18 protein-coding genes are annotated in these 17,731 nt (G+C 36.7%); 13 read left to right on the forward strand and 5 right to left on the reverse strand.

Annotated features, from left to right (window positions below):
* Positions 1–142: 142 nt before the first annotated feature.
* From ACNKXV_RS01875 to ACNKXV_RS01885, 3 genes are all read left to right on the forward strand, one after another.
* On the forward strand, positions 143–868 hold the full coding sequence (locus tag ACNKXV_RS01875) for a hypothetical protein (protein WP_417905999.1): 726 nt from the start codon (positions 143–145) through the stop codon (positions 866–868).
* A gap of 70 nt (positions 869–938) precedes the next feature.
* Complete coding sequence (locus ACNKXV_RS01880) at positions 939–1,184, forward strand: putative signal transducing protein (protein WP_417906000.1); 246 nt, start codon at positions 939–941, stop codon at positions 1,182–1,184.
* A complete protein-coding gene (locus ACNKXV_RS01885; RefSeq protein ID WP_417906001.1) occupies positions 1,177–1,377 on the forward strand; it encodes a hypothetical protein in 201 nt (66 codons plus the stop codon). Before ACNKXV_RS01880 ends, ACNKXV_RS01885 begins: the two co-directional genes overlap by 8 nt.
* A 31-nt stretch (positions 1,378–1,408) precedes the next feature.
* On the opposite strand, the gene ACNKXV_RS01890 is transcribed toward ACNKXV_RS01885, so the two are convergent.
* The 3 genes from ACNKXV_RS01890 to ACNKXV_RS01900 form a co-directional block, all read right to left on the reverse strand.
* Positions 1,409–2,419, reverse strand: a complete 1,011-nt coding sequence (locus ACNKXV_RS01890; RefSeq protein ID WP_417906002.1) for a 3-oxoacyl-ACP synthase III family protein — start codon at positions 2,417–2,419, stop codon at positions 1,409–1,411.
* Positions 2,420–2,747: 328 nt separating this feature from the next.
* Positions 2,748–4,058 (reverse strand): ABC1 kinase family protein, encoded by a 1,311-nt coding sequence (locus tag ACNKXV_RS01895; RefSeq protein WP_417906003.1) that lies wholly within the window; start codon positions 4,056–4,058, stop codon positions 2,748–2,750.
* A gap of 12 nt (positions 4,059–4,070) precedes the next feature.
* Positions 4,071–4,742 (reverse strand): TetR family transcriptional regulator C-terminal domain-containing protein, encoded by a 672-nt coding sequence (locus ACNKXV_RS01900; protein ID WP_417906004.1) that lies wholly within the window; start codon positions 4,740–4,742, stop codon positions 4,071–4,073.
* 205 nt (positions 4,743–4,947) lie between these two features.
* Here ACNKXV_RS01900 and htpG point away from each other — a divergent pair, with 205 nt between their 5' ends.
* Together htpG and ACNKXV_RS01910 are read left to right on the forward strand one after the other, a co-directional pair.
* A complete protein-coding gene (gene htpG, locus ACNKXV_RS01905) occupies positions 4,948–6,834 on the forward strand; it encodes a molecular chaperone HtpG (RefSeq protein ID WP_417906005.1) in 1,887 nt (628 codons plus the stop codon).
* A gap of 81 nt (positions 6,835–6,915) precedes the next feature.
* On the forward strand, positions 6,916–7,734 hold the full coding sequence (locus tag ACNKXV_RS01910) for a DUF6503 family protein (RefSeq protein ID WP_417906006.1): 819 nt from the start codon (positions 6,916–6,918) through the stop codon (positions 7,732–7,734).
* Between the two features lie 5 nt (positions 7,735–7,739).
* On the opposite strand, the gene ACNKXV_RS01915 is transcribed toward ACNKXV_RS01910, so the two are convergent.
* The gene (locus ACNKXV_RS01915) at positions 7,740–9,971 is read right to left on the reverse strand and encodes a tetratricopeptide repeat-containing hybrid sensor histidine kinase/response regulator (protein ID WP_417906007.1); all 2,232 of its coding nucleotides are present in this window, start codon (positions 9,969–9,971) and stop codon (positions 7,740–7,742) included.
* A 172-nt stretch (positions 9,972–10,143) separates the two neighbouring features.
* Here ACNKXV_RS01915 and ACNKXV_RS01920 point away from each other — a divergent pair, with 172 nt between their 5' ends.
* Positions 10,144–10,470: a DoxX family protein gene (locus tag ACNKXV_RS01920; protein WP_417906008.1), complete on the forward strand. Its 327-nt coding sequence runs from the start codon at positions 10,144–10,146 to the stop codon at positions 10,468–10,470.
* Between the two features lie 11 nt (positions 10,471–10,481).
* The gene (locus ACNKXV_RS01925; protein WP_417906009.1) at positions 10,482–11,066 is read left to right on the forward strand and encodes an alpha-ketoglutarate-dependent dioxygenase AlkB family protein; all 585 of its coding nucleotides are present in this window, start codon (positions 10,482–10,484) and stop codon (positions 11,064–11,066) included.
* On the opposite strand, the gene ACNKXV_RS01930 is transcribed toward ACNKXV_RS01925, so the two are convergent.
* Positions 11,063–11,845, reverse strand: coding sequence for a S1/P1 nuclease (locus tag ACNKXV_RS01930; protein ID WP_417906010.1), 783 nt, complete (start codon positions 11,843–11,845; stop codon positions 11,063–11,065). The genes ACNKXV_RS01925 and ACNKXV_RS01930 overlap by 4 nt on opposite strands.
* A 154-nt stretch (positions 11,846–11,999) precedes the next feature.
* On the opposite strand from ACNKXV_RS01930, the gene ACNKXV_RS01935 reads away from it, so the two are divergent.
* The 6 genes from ACNKXV_RS01935 to mqo all read left to right on the forward strand — a co-directional run bounded on the left by ACNKXV_RS01935 (position 12,000) and on the right by mqo (position 17,656).
* Positions 12,000–12,932 (forward strand): alpha/beta hydrolase, encoded by a 933-nt coding sequence (locus ACNKXV_RS01935; protein ID WP_417906011.1) that lies wholly within the window; start codon positions 12,000–12,002, stop codon positions 12,930–12,932.
* 3 nt (positions 12,933–12,935) lie between these two features.
* Entirely contained in the window at positions 12,936–13,106 is a 171-nt protein-coding gene (locus tag ACNKXV_RS01940; RefSeq protein ID WP_417906012.1) for a type II toxin-antitoxin system antitoxin, read from the forward strand.
* Positions 13,106–13,915 carry an HAD family hydrolase gene (locus ACNKXV_RS01945; RefSeq protein ID WP_417906013.1) on the forward strand — a complete coding sequence of 270 codons (810 nt, stop codon included), beginning with the start codon at positions 13,106–13,108 and terminating at the stop codon, positions 13,913–13,915. The genes ACNKXV_RS01940 and ACNKXV_RS01945 overlap by 1 nt, the downstream gene beginning before the upstream one ends.
* A 67-nt stretch (positions 13,916–13,982) precedes the next feature.
* Positions 13,983–15,248, forward strand: a complete 1,266-nt coding sequence (locus ACNKXV_RS01950) for a DUF819 family protein (protein WP_417906014.1) — start codon at positions 13,983–13,985, stop codon at positions 15,246–15,248.
* Between the two features lie 52 nt (positions 15,249–15,300).
* A complete protein-coding gene (locus ACNKXV_RS01955; protein WP_417906015.1) occupies positions 15,301–16,041 on the forward strand; it encodes a DUF4369 domain-containing protein in 741 nt (246 codons plus the stop codon).
* A 118-nt stretch (positions 16,042–16,159) separates the two neighbouring features.
* Positions 16,160–17,656 carry a malate dehydrogenase (quinone) gene (gene mqo, locus ACNKXV_RS01960; RefSeq protein ID WP_417906016.1) on the forward strand — a complete coding sequence of 499 codons (1,497 nt, stop codon included), beginning with the start codon at positions 16,160–16,162 and terminating at the stop codon, positions 17,654–17,656.
* The last annotated feature ends 75 nt before the right edge of the window (positions 17,657–17,731 follow it).

A 17,731-nucleotide genomic window follows, 5' to 3' on the forward strand; every position in this document is an offset into this window, starting at 1 on the left:
GGCCATTTTCTACCCGCCACAGCGAACAAATAATTTATAGAGCATTTCATCATTTCCTGCTCAAGGTGACAAGTTTATATTAAACTGGAGATTGTTTCTTAAAGCTTATTTGACTAAATTAGAGTAGCTTAAGAAGAAGAAAATGCAGTTGAAAATCTCTCCCACCAATATTGAACAGCGGCTCTTAAAGTATCGAAACCGTACTATTGATGAAAATGATATCATGAATCAGGTTCATGATATTCTCCAAACACATAGTAGTTCTGAAAAAAGCATACAATTAGAATTGAAGGAAGGTAATTTTGCAGAAAGCAATGCCTTTATTTTTGATTTTCTAAAAACAGATAAAATATTTCACATCAACGATATTGAAAAAATTTGTGTGGATTACCGACTCCGATTTCTGAATGCTAATCTTCTTAAATCCGAAGTTCCATTGGAGGCGGTTAAAAAAATTAAAGCTTTAGAAAAACAGCATCATACCAGCCTTAAAGGTTTCAAAATAATGGCGCCTTCCAAACTTTTTAAACTGGAAAATGCAGACGATCCACTCTTGTTCGCTCCAATAGGAAATGGGTATTATTATTTGATCCATAAATGGGGCAATGATCTTCACCCTTTTCGGAAAGTATTAATGTGGCCCTTTAAAACCCTTGAAAATTTTGTTGTTTTACTTTTAGCGGGCAGTTTTCTGTGCGCATTGTTAGTCCCGGATGGTTTATTTAGTCAAGATCAGTCAATCACACAGTTTCTAATGATATTCTTCTTTATATTTAAATGGCTTGCCGGATTGTCTATTTTTTATGGATTTAAAATGGGAAAAAATTTCAGCAGTGAGATATGGAACAGTAAATATTACAATGCCTGAAAATTAATTAGATCCCTAAACCTTCCAGAAGTCTTACTAATTTGTAATTTAGAGGATAAAACCATAAGAAATGAGCGAAGATCAGAATTATAAGAGGGTCTATACAGGGCCCGAGACCAATGTGCAATACTTACAGGATCTATTCGAAAAATCCGGAATACATTCAAGAGTAAGAAATGATTTCGATTCTGGCCTTAGAGCTGGATTTGGCGGTGGATTACCGGGCCAGGTTTTACTGTTTGTCGAGAACGATAAATTTGCTGAAGCCACGGAAATCGCCCGTACTACTTTCCCTAAAGATTTTGATAATGAGTAATGAGGAAGTAAACGAAAGCCCACAGAGAAATATCTGGCATCTGGTATTAGGAATATTATTTCTGTTCTATGGAAGTTTTAGACTTTATACATTACTCAACTCTGTACAAACAGATAATCTGGGCATTGCACTAGCCATAGGCTTCATTCTATTTGGATTCTATGATCTCTATAAATATTATAAAGGAGTATAAAAAAAGCCCTGTTCAAAATAGGGCTTTATAATTACCATTTTAAGATTGCGCTTCCCCAGGTAAATCCGCTACCAAAAGCTGCCAGAACTACAATATCGCCCTCCTTGACTTTACCTTCTTCCCAGGCTTCAGTTAAAGCAATTGGAATCGAAGCGGCAGTAGTATTTCCATATTTCTGGATATTATTAAATACCTGCTCATCTTTCAGTTTAAATTTTTGCTGAATGAATTGTGAAATTCTCAGGTTTGCCTGATGCGGCACTAATAGGTTTATATCTGCTACTCCCAGGCCATTAGACTGAAGTGCTTCATTAATTACTTCTGAAAACCTTTGAATGGCATTTTTAAATACAAACTGGCCATTCATATACGGGTAATATGGAATATCATCTCCTTGCGGATTTTCTTCTATGATTTGAGGCACCCAATGATTGGTACTTGGTCCTTTTAAAGAAAGTTCAAGGGCATGCTTCCCTTCTGAATGTAAATGAGTGGATAAAATCCCCTGCCCGTTATGATCACTTCTGGTCAAAACCGCAGCTCCTGCTCCATCTCCAAAAATTACAGAAACAGATCTACCTCTGTCTGTAAAATCAAGACCTCCACTATGGTTCTCACTTCCAATTACCAGAACATTCTTATACATTCCGGTTTTAATAAACTGGTCAGCTACAGAAACTGCATAGATAAATCCGCTACATTGATTTCTAACATCCAATGCTGGGCAGGTATCTATTTCCAGCATTTCCTGAACCTGTACTCCACAGCCAGGAAAATAATAGTCGGGACTCAAAGTAGCAAAAACGATAAGATCTATATCGTCTTTGGAAATTCCAGATCTTTCAATCGCAATTTTGGCAGCTTTTACTCCCATAACCGCGGTGGTATTTCCATCGCCCTCTTTTATGTGACGGCGTTCCTTTATTCCGGTTCGCTCGGTTATCCATTCATCATTAGTGTCCATTAATTTGGACAGATCGTCGTTAGTCACAACATTTTCCGGTACATATTTTCCTAATCCTGCAATTTTTGTTTGATACATGAACGATATTTATGATATTAAATAATATACTAATTAAATTTAGCTAATTCGCTAAAAAACGGACGTGCAATATAAGAAACATTAACATTTCTTCCCGCCTTGCAGGTTTCTTAATTAAGACAAATAAAGGGGTTCTAAGCGATTTAACCCGGGTCACTTGAGATCAAGGATTCCAGATTTACGCTTTATTAATTTAATTCAAAAAAACATTGATCCGCCTATCATAATGATTTAAAACAGATTTGAAAAGTGGATTATTCATATAAAAAAGAAAGCGCAGCTGTTAAGTACACAACTACGCTTTCCACCAACCTAACCAATAAACCAACTATTCGCTATACTCTTTATATTGTTCGGTTTTAACCACTGCCTTTAGATCATGCAATAAATTGTAAAGGCCAAAAAAAGTACGACTCATATAAAGGAAATGCCTGCTTCCTCTGTTACCATTCATTTTCCGTAATTCCTGATCTTTGGAATACCTTTCACTTAGATCTGTCAAATTCCTCCAAAAATCTTCATCGGTAAAATCAAATTCTTCAGATTGATATGGAGTGGAAAACATCTTAAACATCTCATAGAACATTTCAGAAAAAAATTCCTTTTCTCTTGATGTATCATTTTCCGTGAGAATTTCAAGATCCAAAAGTCTTTCCTGGAAATATTTTTTATCATTAAGTTTTTCCCGGTTTGTAAGCGAGAAATAAGGTTTATAGAAATCTTCCGGGATTTGTTTTATACATCCAAAATCTATGGCGATTAGGTTATGATCACTATCTACCATAAAATTCCCCGGATGAGGATCTGCATGCACCTGCTTTAAGGAATGGATCTGATACATGTAAAAATCCCATAATGCCTGTCCAATTTTATTAGCTAACTCCTGGTCCTTATTCACATTTGAAAATTCACTTAAATGAACTCCTTCCATCCAATCCATGGTTATGATCTTTTCACTGGAAAGGTCTTCGTAATATTCAGGGAATTTAAGGTGAGGGATATGGGCACAGGCAGAAGATATTTGTTTGCTCTGCTTTACCTCCAGGACATAATCTGTTTCTTCCAGCAACTTACCTTCAACCTCTTTAAAATATTTTTCTGAATCTTTCGCCTGCAGGTTAAACATCTTTAAAGCTATAGGTTTCACCATAGCCAGATCTGAACTGATACTATCTGCAACCCCCGGATACTGGATTTTCACAGCAAGTTTTTTCCCATCTTTTGTAGCCCTGTGCACCTGACCGATGCTGGCCGCATTTACCGATCGGGTTGCAAAAGTATCATATAGCTTCTCCGGGTATGCTCCATTATATTTTTTAAAAGTTTTTCTAACCAAAGGTTCAGACAATGGTGGAACGCTAAATTGCGCCAGACTGAATTTTTCTACATAGGCTCCAGGCAGCAAATTTTTCTCCATGGATAGCATTTGAGCAACCTTGAGCGCACTACCTTTTAAACTTTTAAGGCCATCATATATATCTGAAGCATTATTCTCATCTAATTCATCCCGGGTCAATTCCCGATTAAAAGCCTTCTTTCCGTAATATTTTATATAGTTCCCTCCTACTTTAACTCCGGTTTGAACCATTTTACTGGTTCGTCCAATTTTGCCGGTGGGTATTTTATCAATAGTCTTCATAATACCGGCTTTCTATTTAGTTCGTTCTTTCCAGAGAAATTTTCCAAGATCAACGATCCTTTCCAGAGGAGTATTATCAAATACATCAAAAATGGTATTGATGGATTTTTCTATCGCTACATCTGTACTCTCAAACCCTGCAGAATTATCATCCATCCAGAATTTTAAGAGGAATAAGAATTGTACCCATAAGCCTTCACTAAAAAGCATCTCATTCTTACCAAGAAGTTTTAAAGATTTCTCCTGGTTCTCGGCTGCTATAAGGCTCTTCCCGTAATCCTTGATCCTGGAACGTAATCCTTTTAGTTGTTCAAGGTTTTTTAAAGGAGTGGAATTCTCATTCAATGCATATAAAACATAACTCCGGTTTGCGGTGAGCACTTCGAAAAAGGTATAAAAGAATGTAAGTAGCTTTTCACGATTCGAAAATTTCGCATATTCTTTTGACTGCTCCATCACAGATATGGCATTGTCAAAAAATTTATTCCAGATCGCTCTTCTTAACCCATCAAAGCTTCCAAAAAACTGATAGAATTCCTGTTCGGTGATATTATTATCTTTTGAAAACTTAAAAACACTTTTAGGAGTTTTTTCATTCTCTAGCACAAAATCCATATAAAGGGCTATAAGCTCATCTTCATTCGGTTTCGTTTTCACTTTACTATTGCCTTTAGATTTCGTCATAATATTTCGTTCTGATCAAATATACAATTTTGTTTAATTTTTAAATTAAATAGTTAAACAAAACTTTGTTAAAATAATTTCTTACTGACTTGGATGTTAGACGATCCAGAATGTAGATAATTACAAAAGTGTCAGTTTGACAGCCAGACCTGAATGGTATTTTTTTTGACACATAGCAACTGAATCAATTTTTAAAATTAAACCTATGGCAACCGGAAAAATAAATGTGTCTGTCGAAAACATATTTCCGCTTATTAAAAAGTTCTTATACAGTGATCATGAGATCTTTTTAAGAGAGTTAATATCCAACGCTACTGATGCAACCCTTAAATTAAAACACTTAAGTACTCTTGGTGAGGCTAATGTAGATTATGGCAACCCTGTAATCGAGGTAAAGGTGAACGAAGAAGCTAAAACTCTTCATATCATCGATCAGGGGATTGGGATGACCAAAGATGAGGTTAAAAAATATATTAACGAAGTAGCCTTCTCCGGAGCAGAAGAATTTTTAGATAAATACAAAGATTCAGCTAAAGACAGTGGAATCATAGGTCATTTTGGACTTGGATTCTATTCTGCTTTTATGGTAGCCAATAAAGTGGAGATTCTTACGAAATCTCATAAAGATGAACCTGCAGCTCACTGGGTTTGTGAAGGGACTACCGAATTCACTTTAGAGGATGGCGATAAAAAAGAACATGGTACAGAGATAATTCTTCATATTAATGATGATGAAGAAGAATTCCTGAAAGAAAGCAGAATCCAGGAATTACTGGTGAAGTATAACAAGTTTATGCCTATCCCAATTAAATTTGGAACCAAGGAAGAAACTCTTCCCCTACCTGAAGATGCCAAGGAAGATGCCAAGCCGGAGACTAAAACTGTTGACAACATCATAAACAATCCAAATCCAGCCTGGACCAAACAACCTACAGATCTTGAAGAAAAGGATTATAACAACTTCTACCGTGAGTTATATCCAATGCAGTTCGAAGATCCGTTATTCCACATTCACCTGAATGTAGATTATCCATTTAACCTGACCGGGATTTTATATTTCCCAAGAATGGCTCAGGACATGAATATTCAAAAAGATAAAATCCAGTTATACCAAAACCAGGTTTTTGTTACAGATAACGTTGAAGGTATAGTACCGGAATTCCTAACAATGCTAAGAGGAGTTATAGATTCTCCGGATATCCCATTAAACGTTTCCAGATCTTACCTTCAGGCAGATGGAGCAGTAAAAAAGATCTCCAGCTACATTACCAGAAAGGTGGCTGATAAGCTGAAAAGTCTTTTCAATAACAACAGAGAGGATTTTGAAAAGAAATGGAACGATATCAAGATCGTGATCGAATACGGAATGCTTACTGAAGATAAATTCTTTGAGAAAGCAGATAAATTCGCTCTTTATCCAACAACAGATGGTGAATATTTCACTTTTGAAGAACTTCAGGAAAAGATAAAAGAAAATCAGACTGATAAGGACGAGAACCTGGTCGTGCTGTATGCTTCTAACGAGAATGAACAGCACAGTTACATAGAAGCTGCAAAAGATAAAGGCTATAAAGTATTATTACTGGATTCTCCAATTGTTTCTCACCTGTTGCAGAAGCTCGAAACTTCTAAAGAAAAGATCTCTTTTGTACGTGTGGACTCAGACCATGTAGACAACCTAATCAAAAAAGATGAGGAAAAGATCTCTAAATTATCTGAAGAAGAAAAGGAGAAATTAAAAGCAGATTTTGAGAAGGTAATTCCTGCAGAAAAATATACGATCCAGATGGAAGCAATGGATAGCAATGCTGCACCGCTTATCATCACTCAGCCAGAATTCATGCGTCGTATGAAGGAGATGCAACAAACCGGTGGCGGTGGAATGTTTGGAATGGGTAATATGCCAGAAATGTACAATCTGGTTGTTAACACCAACCACGAATTGATCAATAACATTTTAAACACCAAAACTGAGAAAAAACAGCAACGTTTGATCAAGCAATCGCTCGATCTTGCCCGACTTTCTCAAAACCTTCTTAAGGGTGAAGAGCTTACGGCTTTCATCAAAAGAAGTTTTGAAATGGTGAAATAAACTAAACATTAAGGTTTAATTAAAAAAGCCGCTTTCTTTTTGGAAGCGGCTTTTTCTATATTAGACTCTTTAAAACAAGCTATGATGAAGAGAATTGCTATTATTTTACTGTTTTTTTGTGTTCTGGGATGTAAAGAAGAAGGGAAAACTGAAAAGGTACCAGTTGAACCTAATAATGGAATTGGGGATGGTGCCTTACCTCCTAAAGTTTTGACTTTTTCTGAAAATATCGAAGAAGCTCACAACAAACCTGCTTTTAAGATGCAGAGGGCTGTTAGCTTTGATATAGATCTGGACTTTGGCGGGAAACAAAGACTAAAGGGTACTGTGAGTATGACGACTAATTCTTCAAAGGTTAGAATAGAATCAGAAGATGGTTTTACCATTACCTTTAATGGTGAAATGGTGGGGATGAAGCCGGCAGATGCTTCCGCAAAAAATGCAAGATTCGACATCTTTACCTGGCAATATTTTTTCGCTATGCCTTTTAAACTTACAGATCCGGGAACAGTATGGGAAGATTCAGTTAACCGAAAACTGGATGGAATAGTTTATGAAACAGCAAAACTTAGTTTTAAGCAGGACACGGGAGATTCCCCGGATGACTGGTATATTATATATAAAGATCCTGAAACCAACCTCCTAAAAGCCGCCGCTTACATAGTCACCTTCAATACCGGAAAGGCTTCAGCAGAGAACAACCCTCATGTAATCGAATATAGTGATTATACCGTTGTGGAGAATGTATCTTTAGCGCAAACCTGGACTTTTCATGACTGGGATGAAGAAAACGGACCTGGAAAAATACTTGGACGAGCTAGCATCTCGAATATAAATTTCTTTATACCGAAAGAAAACTATTTCAAAATCCCCGCAGATGCGCAGATTATAGAAAAATAAATCGTTTAGGCTTTTTCAGGAACAGTAGCTATACTTAGATTCTTATAAATGATCTGGTAGAACTGCTGTACATCGTAAGGTTTAATAATGATTCCGCTCATTCCTGCAGCCTGAATCTCTTCTCTAATCTCTTCTACCTCTACAGCAGTAAGAGCCAGAACAGGCAGATGATCATTGAATTTTCTAATCTCGCGTGTTGCATCCAATCCGCTGATTCCGGGCATGTTTACATCCATAAGAACCAGATCGAAATGATTATTTTTTACAATTTCTATTGCAGAAGCACCGTCTCCGGCAACTTCACACTCGAAATCTTTCTTTTCCAAAATTCTTTTGGTCACCACCTGATTAATACGGTTATCATCAACAATCAGGATACGTTTTTTAGAATTTAAGCTAAGATCTGCGTCAACCTCAACTTCTTTAAGAATAGCTTTTTTAGAATGGTCTATTCCAAATTTGATATTAAAGCTAAAAGTAGAGCCTTTCCCCTCCTTGCTTTCAAGCTTTATCTTGGAATTAAAAAGCTTCAGCAGTTTCTTAACGATAGGAAGTCCCAGTCCGGTTCCCTGGTAATTATAATTGGAATTTTCAAGCTGTGAAAATTCTTCAAAGATCACTTTACGCTTGCTTTCCGGAATTCCCGGGCCATTATCTCTAATTTCAAAATAAATGGAAACCTTATTATTTGACTTTTCGGTGGCTTTAATTATTATATGAATATCACCACGTTCAGTAAATTTCATAGCATTCCCCACCAGATTCATCAAAATTTGAGATAACCTGACAGAATCTCCAATTATATGAGTTGGAACCTCTGGATCAACCTGAAGATGAATTTTATTTTTATTCTGAATCCGGGTAAATTCAAAACTATTGATAATACTTTTTAGAAGATCCCGAAGATTGAAGGATACATTCTCAAGTTTAACCTCGTTACTTTCCATCTTGTTCATCTGCAGTACATCATTGATCAATGCTAACAGATAATCTGCAGAAAACTTCAGAGATTTAAGATCGTTTTTATGCTTTTCAAGGCTTTTATCTTCCAGTAAAAGAGAGGTGAGGCCAATCACTCCGTAAAGTGGAGTTCGTATTTCGTGACTAACGGTACTAAAAAATCGTGTTTTTAACAAGGATAGATTTTCAGCCTGTTCCTTAGCTTCCTTAAACTGAATATTTTTCTTTCGCAGCTCGCTTATTAAACTTCTTCTATCGGTATTAATTTTAAAAAGAAATACTAGGATTAATATCAGCACTATAGAAGAGATCACCATAATGATCACCTTTTCCTTGCTTTTTTCTATGATTTCGTCTTGAAGTTTCTGTTCTCTTTCAGCGATCTCCAGGTTTCTCTGATATTCAGAAAGGTTGAAACGGGCATCTGCCGCTTCCATCTCCCTTAATTTTTCACGTTCAAATAAAAGTGAATTATATTCACTGTATTTTTTGTGTGCTTCGTATGCAGATTTATACTTCTTGTCACTGGCAAGAACTTCAGCATATGCTTTATAGGCATCTGCTGCCGGTAATAATAAAGTATCAGATTCGGCTAAAAGAAGAGACTGGTCAAAATAATGGTAAGAAGAATCAAATTGCTTTTTATATCCATAATATCGCCCATGCAACATATACATTTGGGAAATCCATTCACTATAATTTTCATTCTCCCTATCTATATATTTATTCATAAGAGCCATAGACTCCTTTAAATAGGGATACGCTCTGTCATATTCCCCCTTATCCAGATACGTCCAACCGATATTGGATTTTGGAGCAATTAGCTCCTCTGGCGAGTTCATTTTAATAGCAAGCTGGATTACTTTCTCATAGTATTCGATACCTTTTTGAGCAGTTTCAGGATTTTCAGAATAAGTATTACCAAGATTATTATAAGAAAACAGCAACAAAGTATCATTATTACTTTCTAAAGAATACTGCAGACCAAGTGTATAATTTTTACGAGCACGTGCAGGGTCTTTTTGATCACTGTAGATATGCCCAAGGATATTATAACCTTTTACAGCGTAGGCGTGGCTATTTAATTCTTTTGCACGACTCACAAGATTATGAGCATCGTCTATAGCCAGCTCATAATTATAAGCTGTAAAATTAAGCTGGACAATTTCGTAAAGTTCTTTTAGGGCTTCTTCGTCTTCGCTGGAAAGCTCCTGCGAAAAACTAACGTTAAAGCATAAAAAAAACACCAGAAAATAAACTAAAAAGTCTCTTTTCAAAAATTTCAGGTTAGGTTATAATTAGATTCAGGGCGTTGAAATTACTCTAATTAAAGAACTTACACAACATTAATTTTAAGTAAACTTTAATTTTTTTATCCTCGCTCTAAATTTAATTAATCTCTATATTCCAAAAAATTGTAAGTTGAGTTTTTCCTGGCATTTATTATTAATGAGTTCATTATATTTTATAGGTGGTATAATGCACCTTATAAAACCTCGTATCTACTTACGAATCATGCCCCGATACCTGCCTAAGCCTAAACTTCTTGTATTCCTAAGCGGAATCGCTGAATTACTAATAGCTGCGGGACTTATTTTCAACAAAACCAGAGAATTAGCTATTTACAGCTTAATTTTAATGCTCCTTGTATTTCTCCTTGTCCATTTTTATATGTTATCATCTCAAAAGGCCGCAGCAGGTTTTCCACGATGGATTTTAATTGCAAGAATACCCCTACAATTTATTTTAATGCTATGGGCTTTTTCTTACTTATGAAAATTTGAATTATGAATGCAGAGACTACAAATTTGAATAATGCGAGCCTGATTTATTATCCAAATTTTTTATCCCCTCCTCTCGCCACAAAAATTTACGATCAGCTGCTTTCTCTTTCAAGCTGGAAACAGGAACCAATTAAAATTTTTGGAAAAGAAATAATGCAACCCAGGTTAACACTCCTATTTGGAGAGACGGACATGAAATATGGGTATTCGGGCATTAAAATGGAAACAGAACCCTTTCCAGATTTTCTAAGAGAACTTAAGAATGATTGTGAAAGCGTCACTAATACCAGTTTTAATGTATGCCTCGCCAATCTATACAGAGATGGATCTGACAGTATGGGATGGCACTCTGATGATGAAAAGGAACTGGGCGATAAACCAGTAATTGCATCAATTAGCCTTGGGGAAGAGCGGATGTTTCATTTAAAGCACAAAACCAATCCGGAAGAAAAGTATAAAAAAAGACTGCAACATGGCAGTCTTTTAATTATGCAGGGCTCTACTCAAAAATTCTGGAAACACCAGCTTCCAAAAACTAAGAAAGGAATAGGCCCAAGAATAAATTTAACTTTCAGGAAAATCTATTAAGAATATATGTCATTCAGGATTTTTGCCAGACGCAGGCCACCTTTCTGTAATTGGTCAAGCACTGTGGGCATATGCTCATACATATAACGGTAACCTAATTTATCACCATTCTCTACTCCGCTGTAAAGATCTTCGGCCATAGCTCTGGATTCGTAAACCCATTCCAGCAATTTACCGTTTTGGATAGTTTTAATTTCAGCAGGAGTAAGATTTTTGGTATTTATAGCCAGTTCAGTATAACTCATTTGATAAAATTCTATCATTTCGCTATCCCAAACTCTGTGAATATTTGAACCATCATTAAACCAACGCACCTGGATATCATTACCTCCTTTATCTTCAGAATGTCCCGTATGGAAAGGCTGGTGCAAGTCACCTACAAAGTGTACCAGCATCTTTAAATAAAATTCCTTCTCTTTTTTAGTAGAAGTATCATCCTTTAAAACCGCCACACATTTACGGATTGCCTGTACAAGATCCCCTTCTTTATTTGCATTTGCAGCTATATATGTTTCCTCATCCGGATCGATATTTACATAATGCCAAGGCCCGTACTGCCTGAAATCTCTATCACTTTTAATATCATCGGCATAATTCGCAACAAATGCCAGACCGTGACCATTTAATATCTCATCAATGGCTTTTTTAGCCTTTTTGTTCAAATGATTTTCGGCAATTTCTGCAGTAGCACGGTGTCCCGTTTTACCCCAATCACCTTCCGTGGAATATCCCGAAAGACTAATACATACCAATAAAATAAGGATGCTGATTTTTTTCATATTCAAGTAATTTCCCGCAAATATAGCCAAGCTAAAACTATTTTCATGTTAAGAGGGGGGAATATAGATTTATAACTATATATTTATAACATCAAATTGATATCAAATACTAATCTTTATTACATCTTCAACACTTTCCAATTCTTATAACTAAATGAAAAAAGCCTTATCCATTTTATTTGCTTTCTGCATGTTAGGCCTTCAGGCTCAGGATGTGAATTTTTCTGAAGAAGAACTGCAAATAAACAAGTTTACTGAAGGTACTCTTACTACTCCCCTTTCTGGCAGTGAATCGCTGGTTATTTTTATTCAGGGTTCCGGGCCAACTGATAGAGATGGAAATCAATCCATGATGAAAAATGATGGAATGAAAAAAATGTCCAGAGAACTGGCTGAAAATGGGATCGCCAGTTTCAGGTTCGATAAACGGATCTTTCAAATGAATAAATTAAAGATCAAGGAGGAGGATCTTAGGTTTGAACATTTTGTAGAAGACGTGGAGGAAATCCTGAAATATTTTAAAGCTTCAGACCAATATGAAAATTTGATAATTGCAGGGCATAGTCAGGGCTCACTGGTTGGAATGATCGCTGCGAAAAAAAATGCCGATGCTTTTATTTCACTTGCCGGTGCAGGAGAACCCATAGATAATATAATCACAGATCAAATTAAAAAAATGGCTCCACCTCTTGCAGAGAATGCCCGCACCGCGTTTGAAGAAATGAAAACAAATGGCAAAACGACCAATTACAGTCCCATGCTTCAAACCATCTTTAAACCTTCTGTGCAGCCTTTTATGAATAGCTGGATTCAATATGACCCTGCTCAGGAAATTGCCCAACTTGACATTCCGGTTCTAATTATCAATGGGACTGCAGATATTCAAGTAGAAGAAGAACAAGCCAAAAAACTTGCTAACGCAAAAGCAGATGCTCAGTTAAAAATTATTCAGGACATGAATCATATTTTTCGTGAAATAAAAAGCAAAGATCAACTGGTAAATACCAAATCTTATAACGAACCTAATTTACCCTTGCACCCTGAATTAATAGAAGCGATCACAACTTTTATAAAGGAAGTTGAATAAAGTATGAGTAAGAAAAAACCTTTCGCCCTGCGCATAGACGAAGAGATGCTAAAGGCAGTTGAAAAATGGGCTTCAGATGAATTTAGAAGTACCAACGGCCAAATTGAGTGGATGCTGCACAAAGCTCTCAAAGAAGCAAAACGATTACCAAAAACCCAAAACCAGAACAATTAATGTTTAAGATAGTTTTCTCTGACATCGACGGTACTTTACTAAATGAAGATCGTGATGTATCTCCCCTTACCATTGAAACAATTCAAAAACTGGAATCCAGACAAATTCCTTTCATTTTAATTTCCTCACGGATGCCGGCAGCTATGCGGCATCTTCAAAAGAAAATGAATATTGAACACCATCCTATCATTAGTTATAATGGCGGACTAATTATAGTTGATAATAAAGTGGTAAGTTCTACTGAAATTCCAATCAATATTCTTGAAGATCTGCACATTTATAATAAAACTCACGATGTCCACTTAAGTTTATACCATAAAGATGAATGGTATGTGCCCCGGGATGATTTCTGGACGCAAAGAGAGATCAATAACACGAAGGTCCAACCGGCGCATGAAAGCAACATCGCGGTTATCGAAAAGTGGAAAAATGAAAATAAAGGGGCCCATAAAATAATGGCGATGGGTGAGGAAGAAAAAATCGATGGAATTCGGGATTTTCTTATCACTAACTATAAAGACCAGCTTCATTTATACAGATCCAAACCATCTTATCTCGAAATAGCACCTAAATCAATTTCCAAGTTAACGGCGGTTGAACTCTTATTAAAAGATCATTTTCGTATTCCATTATCCCAATCCATGGCGTTTGGAGATAATTATAATGATATAGAAATGATCAAGGGAGTAGGAATGGGAATAGCGGTTGCTAATGCTAAACCCGAAGTACTGGAAATTGCCCATATGGTAACTTCCTCCGGTAAAGAAGATGGTGTTGCCAAAAGTCTTGCCGAGATCATGAATTTCTAACCTTAATCTTACTTCTTGCAACTACAATAAAAATTGTATTTTGCCGCCCAATATTCTAAAATTACATATGGAAACCACCACTGTTTTTACCAATGATGCGATAGTGTTTGGATTATTAATGATCGCATTAGGATTTGTGTTTTACACCTCCTCAAAAAAGGAAGGATTCTGGAGCAAATTTTATAAAGTTGTTCCCGCACTATTAATGTGCTATTTAATTCCTGCGATCTTTAATTCCTTAAATCTAATCGATGACGAGACCTCACAGCTTTATTTTGTAGCCAGCAGATATTTATTACCAGCTGCACTGGTCTTAATGACGTTAAGTATCGATCTTAAAGCAGTTTTTGGTCTTGGCCCAAAAGCACTCATCATGTTCTTTGCAGGAACTGTTGGGATAATTTTAGGTGGCCCTATAGCAATATTGATCATTTCAGCAATCTCACCGGAAACTGTAGGTGGTGTAGGTCCAGATGCCATATGGCGAGGCCTGTCTACCATTGCTGGTAGCTGGATTGGTGGAGGAGCCAATCAGGCTGCGATGCTGGAAATCTATGAATACAATCCCGATCTTTATGGCGGGATGGTTCTTGTAGATATTGTAGTTGCAAACCTCTGGATGGCTCTGATACTTATGGGAATTGGGAAAAATGATGCAATTGACAGATGGTTAAAAGCAGATAATTCAGCAATTGAAGACCTTAAGGTTAAGGTAAGCGATTATGCTAAAAGTGTAAACCGCATTCCTACTTTACCGGACTTTATGATCATGCTGGCACTTGCATTTGGTGCAGTTGGAATTGCACATTGGGGAGCCGATGAAATTTCAGGTTTACTCTTATCCAGCTTTGATGTATTTAACGATTCAAAGAGTGCCTTATCATCCTTCTCATCTCAATTCTTCTGGATGATCACCATTGCCACTGCCATTGGAATTTTATTATCCTTTACAAAATTCAAAAAATATGAAGGCGCCGGCGCCAGTAAAATAGGTAGTATTTTCATTTATATTCTTGTAGCGACCATTGGAATGAAGATGGATCTAACCATGATACTGGATAATCCTGGACTTATTGCTATTGGACTCGTATGGATTTTAATACACGTGATCGTTTTGATCGTTACAGCAAAACTTATAAAAGCACCTTATTTCTTCCTGGCAGTTGGGAGCCAGGCAAACGTTGGTGGTGCAGCATCTGCTCCGGTAGTGGCCGCAGCCTTCCACCCTTCTTTAGCAACCGTAGGGGTTTTACTCGCTGTGTTTGGATATGTGGTAGGAACTTATGGCGCAATTCTATGTACAATATTAATGCAAATAGCCGCCGGCAGTTAGTTTTAAACAGAAAATTATAAGATATTTGCGCTCCTTAAAACTTAATTTTAAAATGAAAAAAATAGCTCTTCTTTTAGTGGTTCTGATTGGCTTAAGCTCTTGTTCAGAAAAAGAAAGCAACTTAGTAGTAAATGGTGAAATCAAAGGCCTTAAAAAAGGGACTTTATACCTTCAAAAGATAGAAGATACATCGCTGGTGAATGTAGATTCAGTTAAAGTAACCGGTGACCCAAAGTTTAGCATGGAAGCTTATATTGAAAGTCCGCAGATCATGTATTTGTTCCTTGATAAGGTGGATAATAACCAGTTTGATGATAGAATAGATTTTTTCGCAGATGAAGGACAGGTGACCATCAACACTCAGCTGGAGAAGTTTGAAACAGGAGCAGAAATTATTGGATCTGTAAACCAGGAGAAGCTGATGGAATACCGCAAAATGATAAGCCGCTTTAATGATCAGAACCTGGATCTAATTAAAGAAAGTTTTGAAGCTGAAAAAATGCAGGATGATGACAAACTGATGGAGATCGATACCAAATATGACAGGTTGCTTAGAAGAAAGTATTTGTATACAGTAAATTTTGCGATCAATAATAAGGACCATGAGATCGCACCATATCTTGCTTTATCTGAAGTTTTTGATGCCAATATCAAATATCTGGATACCATATACACGTCTTTAGCTCCTAAAGTGAAAAAATCAAAATATGGTAAAGAGCTGAAAGACTTTTTAAAAGAAAGAAGAAAACAGGAGAAACTGGAAGCCAAAGTGGAAAAACAATCTCAGGAATGATAATATTTATTCTTTTCGATATTATTTAGGAGCCTTTTAAGGCTCCTTTTTTATTTCTTAATATTTCGTTGGCTTTTTTTGCTCCTTTCTTTCCTTAAATTGGGAAAAACCAGTTTTTATGAATGAAACCAATCGAGAATACGACCTGATTTGTGTTGGAGGCGGAATAATGAGTGCTACTCTCTCCTTAATGCTTAAACTCATAGATCCGGAAATAAAAATTATCATTTTTGAAAGGCTAGACAGGGTTGCTCAGGAAAGTACCGAAGCCTGGAATAATGCCGGAACAGGACATTCGGCTTTTTGCGAATTGAATTACACCCCTCAACAGGAAGATGGAACAGTAGATATTTCGAAAGCAATTGATATATTTCAGCAATTTGAAAGATCAAAGCAATTCTGGTCCTACCTGGTAAGCCAGAAACTTATAAAAGACCCTCAAAACTTCATTCACACTATTCCTCATCATGCTTGGGTAAGAGGAGAAAAAGATGTTGAGTTTTTAAAAAAACGGTTTAACACTATGAAAGAACACTTCATGTTCGAGACTATGGAGTATTCAGAAGACCATGAAAAACTTGAAAGATGGTTTCCTCTAATTATGCAGAACCGGGATGCGGGTGAGAAAATGGCCGCTACAAGAATGGAGCTGGGAACCGGTGTTAATTTTGGTTCTCTTACACAGCAATATTTCAGGATACTGGAGGGACAGTTCAATGTTCCGGTAATTCGCAATACCGAAGTCCTGGATATCGACCCTGATGGTCCTGAAGAATGGACTGCACTTACCAAAGACATTAAGACCGGAGAAAAGAAATATTACGATGCCGAGCATGTCTTTATTGGAGCTGGTGGAGGTGCCCTACCCTTACTTCAAAAAGTAGAGATCGAAGAAAAAGATGGGTATGGCGGATTTCCAGTGAGTGGTCAATGGTTATTTTGCAAGAACAGAGAGATCATCGAAAAACATCATGCTAAAGTCTACAGCAAAGCCGGGGTGGATGCGCCTCCAATGTCTGTACCTCATCTTGATGCCCGTTACATCAACGGGAAGAAGGAATTACTTTTTGGACCATTTGCCGGATTTAGCACCAAATTTTTAAAAGAAGGGTCAATCCTGGATCTTCCAAAAACCATCAAATTCGACAATATCCCGTCCATGTGGGGTGTTTTTTGGCATAACCTCCCTTTAACCACTTATCTTATCGAGCAGGTTCGCATGGATCATAAAGACCGAATAGATGATCTAAGGGTCTTTATTAAAGACGCAAAGCCGGAAGATTGGGAACTAAAAGTTGCCGGTCAAAGAGTGCAAATAATTAAAAAAGATGAAGAAAAAGGTGGAGTCCTGGAATTTGGGACAGATGTCGTACATAGCAAAGATGGTAAAATTACCGCCTTGCTAGGTGCTTCTCCAGGCGCTTCCACAGCAGTGCATATTATGCTTGAAGTTTTGCAAATAGCATTCCCTGAAAAAATAAAGACCAGTAAATACAGTGAAAAATTAAATAAAATGATCCCTTTTTGGAATCGGGACATTCAGAATTACGAAGAAGAATTCAAGCAGGTACAAAAAGTCACCAGTGAACTGCTCAATTTAGACGCAAAACATTAATTTTTTAAACCCCCGAATATTATAAATAAAAAAAGCTTTTCCAATTGGAGAAGCTTTTTATTAAGAGCCGATGGA

It is taken from the genome of Christiangramia aquimixticola, assembly GCF_048285835.1.
Lineage (GTDB): Bacteria > Bacteroidota > Bacteroidia > Flavobacteriales > Flavobacteriaceae > Christiangramia > Christiangramia aquimixticola.

Coding starts and splice junctions, on each gene's coding strand:
- ACNKXV_RS01910 (WP_417906006.1), top strand. CDS start 6,916: ATGATGAAGAGAATTGCTATTATTTTACTGTTTTTTTGTGTTCTGGGA.
- ACNKXV_RS01945 (WP_417906013.1), top strand. CDS start 13,106: ATGTTTAAGATAGTTTTCTCTGACATCGACGGTACTTTACTAAATGAA.
- ACNKXV_RS01890 (WP_417906002.1), bottom strand. CDS start 2,419: ATGTATCAAACAAAAATTGCAGGATTAGGAAAATATGTACCGGAAAAT.
- ACNKXV_RS01885 (WP_417906001.1), top strand. CDS start 1,177: ATGAGTAATGAGGAAGTAAACGAAAGCCCACAGAGAAATATCTGGCAT.
- ACNKXV_RS01930 (WP_417906010.1), bottom strand. CDS start 11,845: ATGAAAAAAATCAGCATCCTTATTTTATTGGTATGTATTAGTCTTTCG.
- ACNKXV_RS01950 (WP_417906014.1), top strand. CDS start 13,983: ATGGAAACCACCACTGTTTTTACCAATGATGCGATAGTGTTTGGATTA.
- ACNKXV_RS01900 (WP_417906004.1), bottom strand. CDS start 4,742: ATGACGAAATCTAAAGGCAATAGTAAAGTGAAAACGAAACCGAATGAA.
- ACNKXV_RS01940 (WP_417906012.1), top strand. CDS start 12,936: ATGAGTAAGAAAAAACCTTTCGCCCTGCGCATAGACGAAGAGATGCTA.
- mqo (WP_417906016.1), top strand. CDS start 16,160: ATGAATGAAACCAATCGAGAATACGACCTGATTTGTGTTGGAGGCGGA.
- ACNKXV_RS01935 (WP_417906011.1), top strand. CDS start 12,000: ATGAAAAAAGCCTTATCCATTTTATTTGCTTTCTGCATGTTAGGCCTT.
- ACNKXV_RS01895 (WP_417906003.1), bottom strand. CDS start 4,058: ATGAAGACTATTGATAAAATACCCACCGGCAAAATTGGACGAACCAGT.
- htpG (WP_417906005.1), top strand. CDS start 4,948: ATGGCAACCGGAAAAATAAATGTGTCTGTCGAAAACATATTTCCGCTT.
- ACNKXV_RS01880 (WP_417906000.1), top strand. CDS start 939: ATGAGCGAAGATCAGAATTATAAGAGGGTCTATACAGGGCCCGAGACC.
- ACNKXV_RS01920 (WP_417906008.1), top strand. CDS start 10,144: ATGAGTTCATTATATTTTATAGGTGGTATAATGCACCTTATAAAACCT.
- ACNKXV_RS01955 (WP_417906015.1), top strand. CDS start 15,301: ATGAAAAAAATAGCTCTTCTTTTAGTGGTTCTGATTGGCTTAAGCTCT.
- ACNKXV_RS01875 (WP_417905999.1), top strand. CDS start 143: ATGCAGTTGAAAATCTCTCCCACCAATATTGAACAGCGGCTCTTAAAG.
- ACNKXV_RS01925 (WP_417906009.1), top strand. CDS start 10,482: ATGAATGCAGAGACTACAAATTTGAATAATGCGAGCCTGATTTATTAT.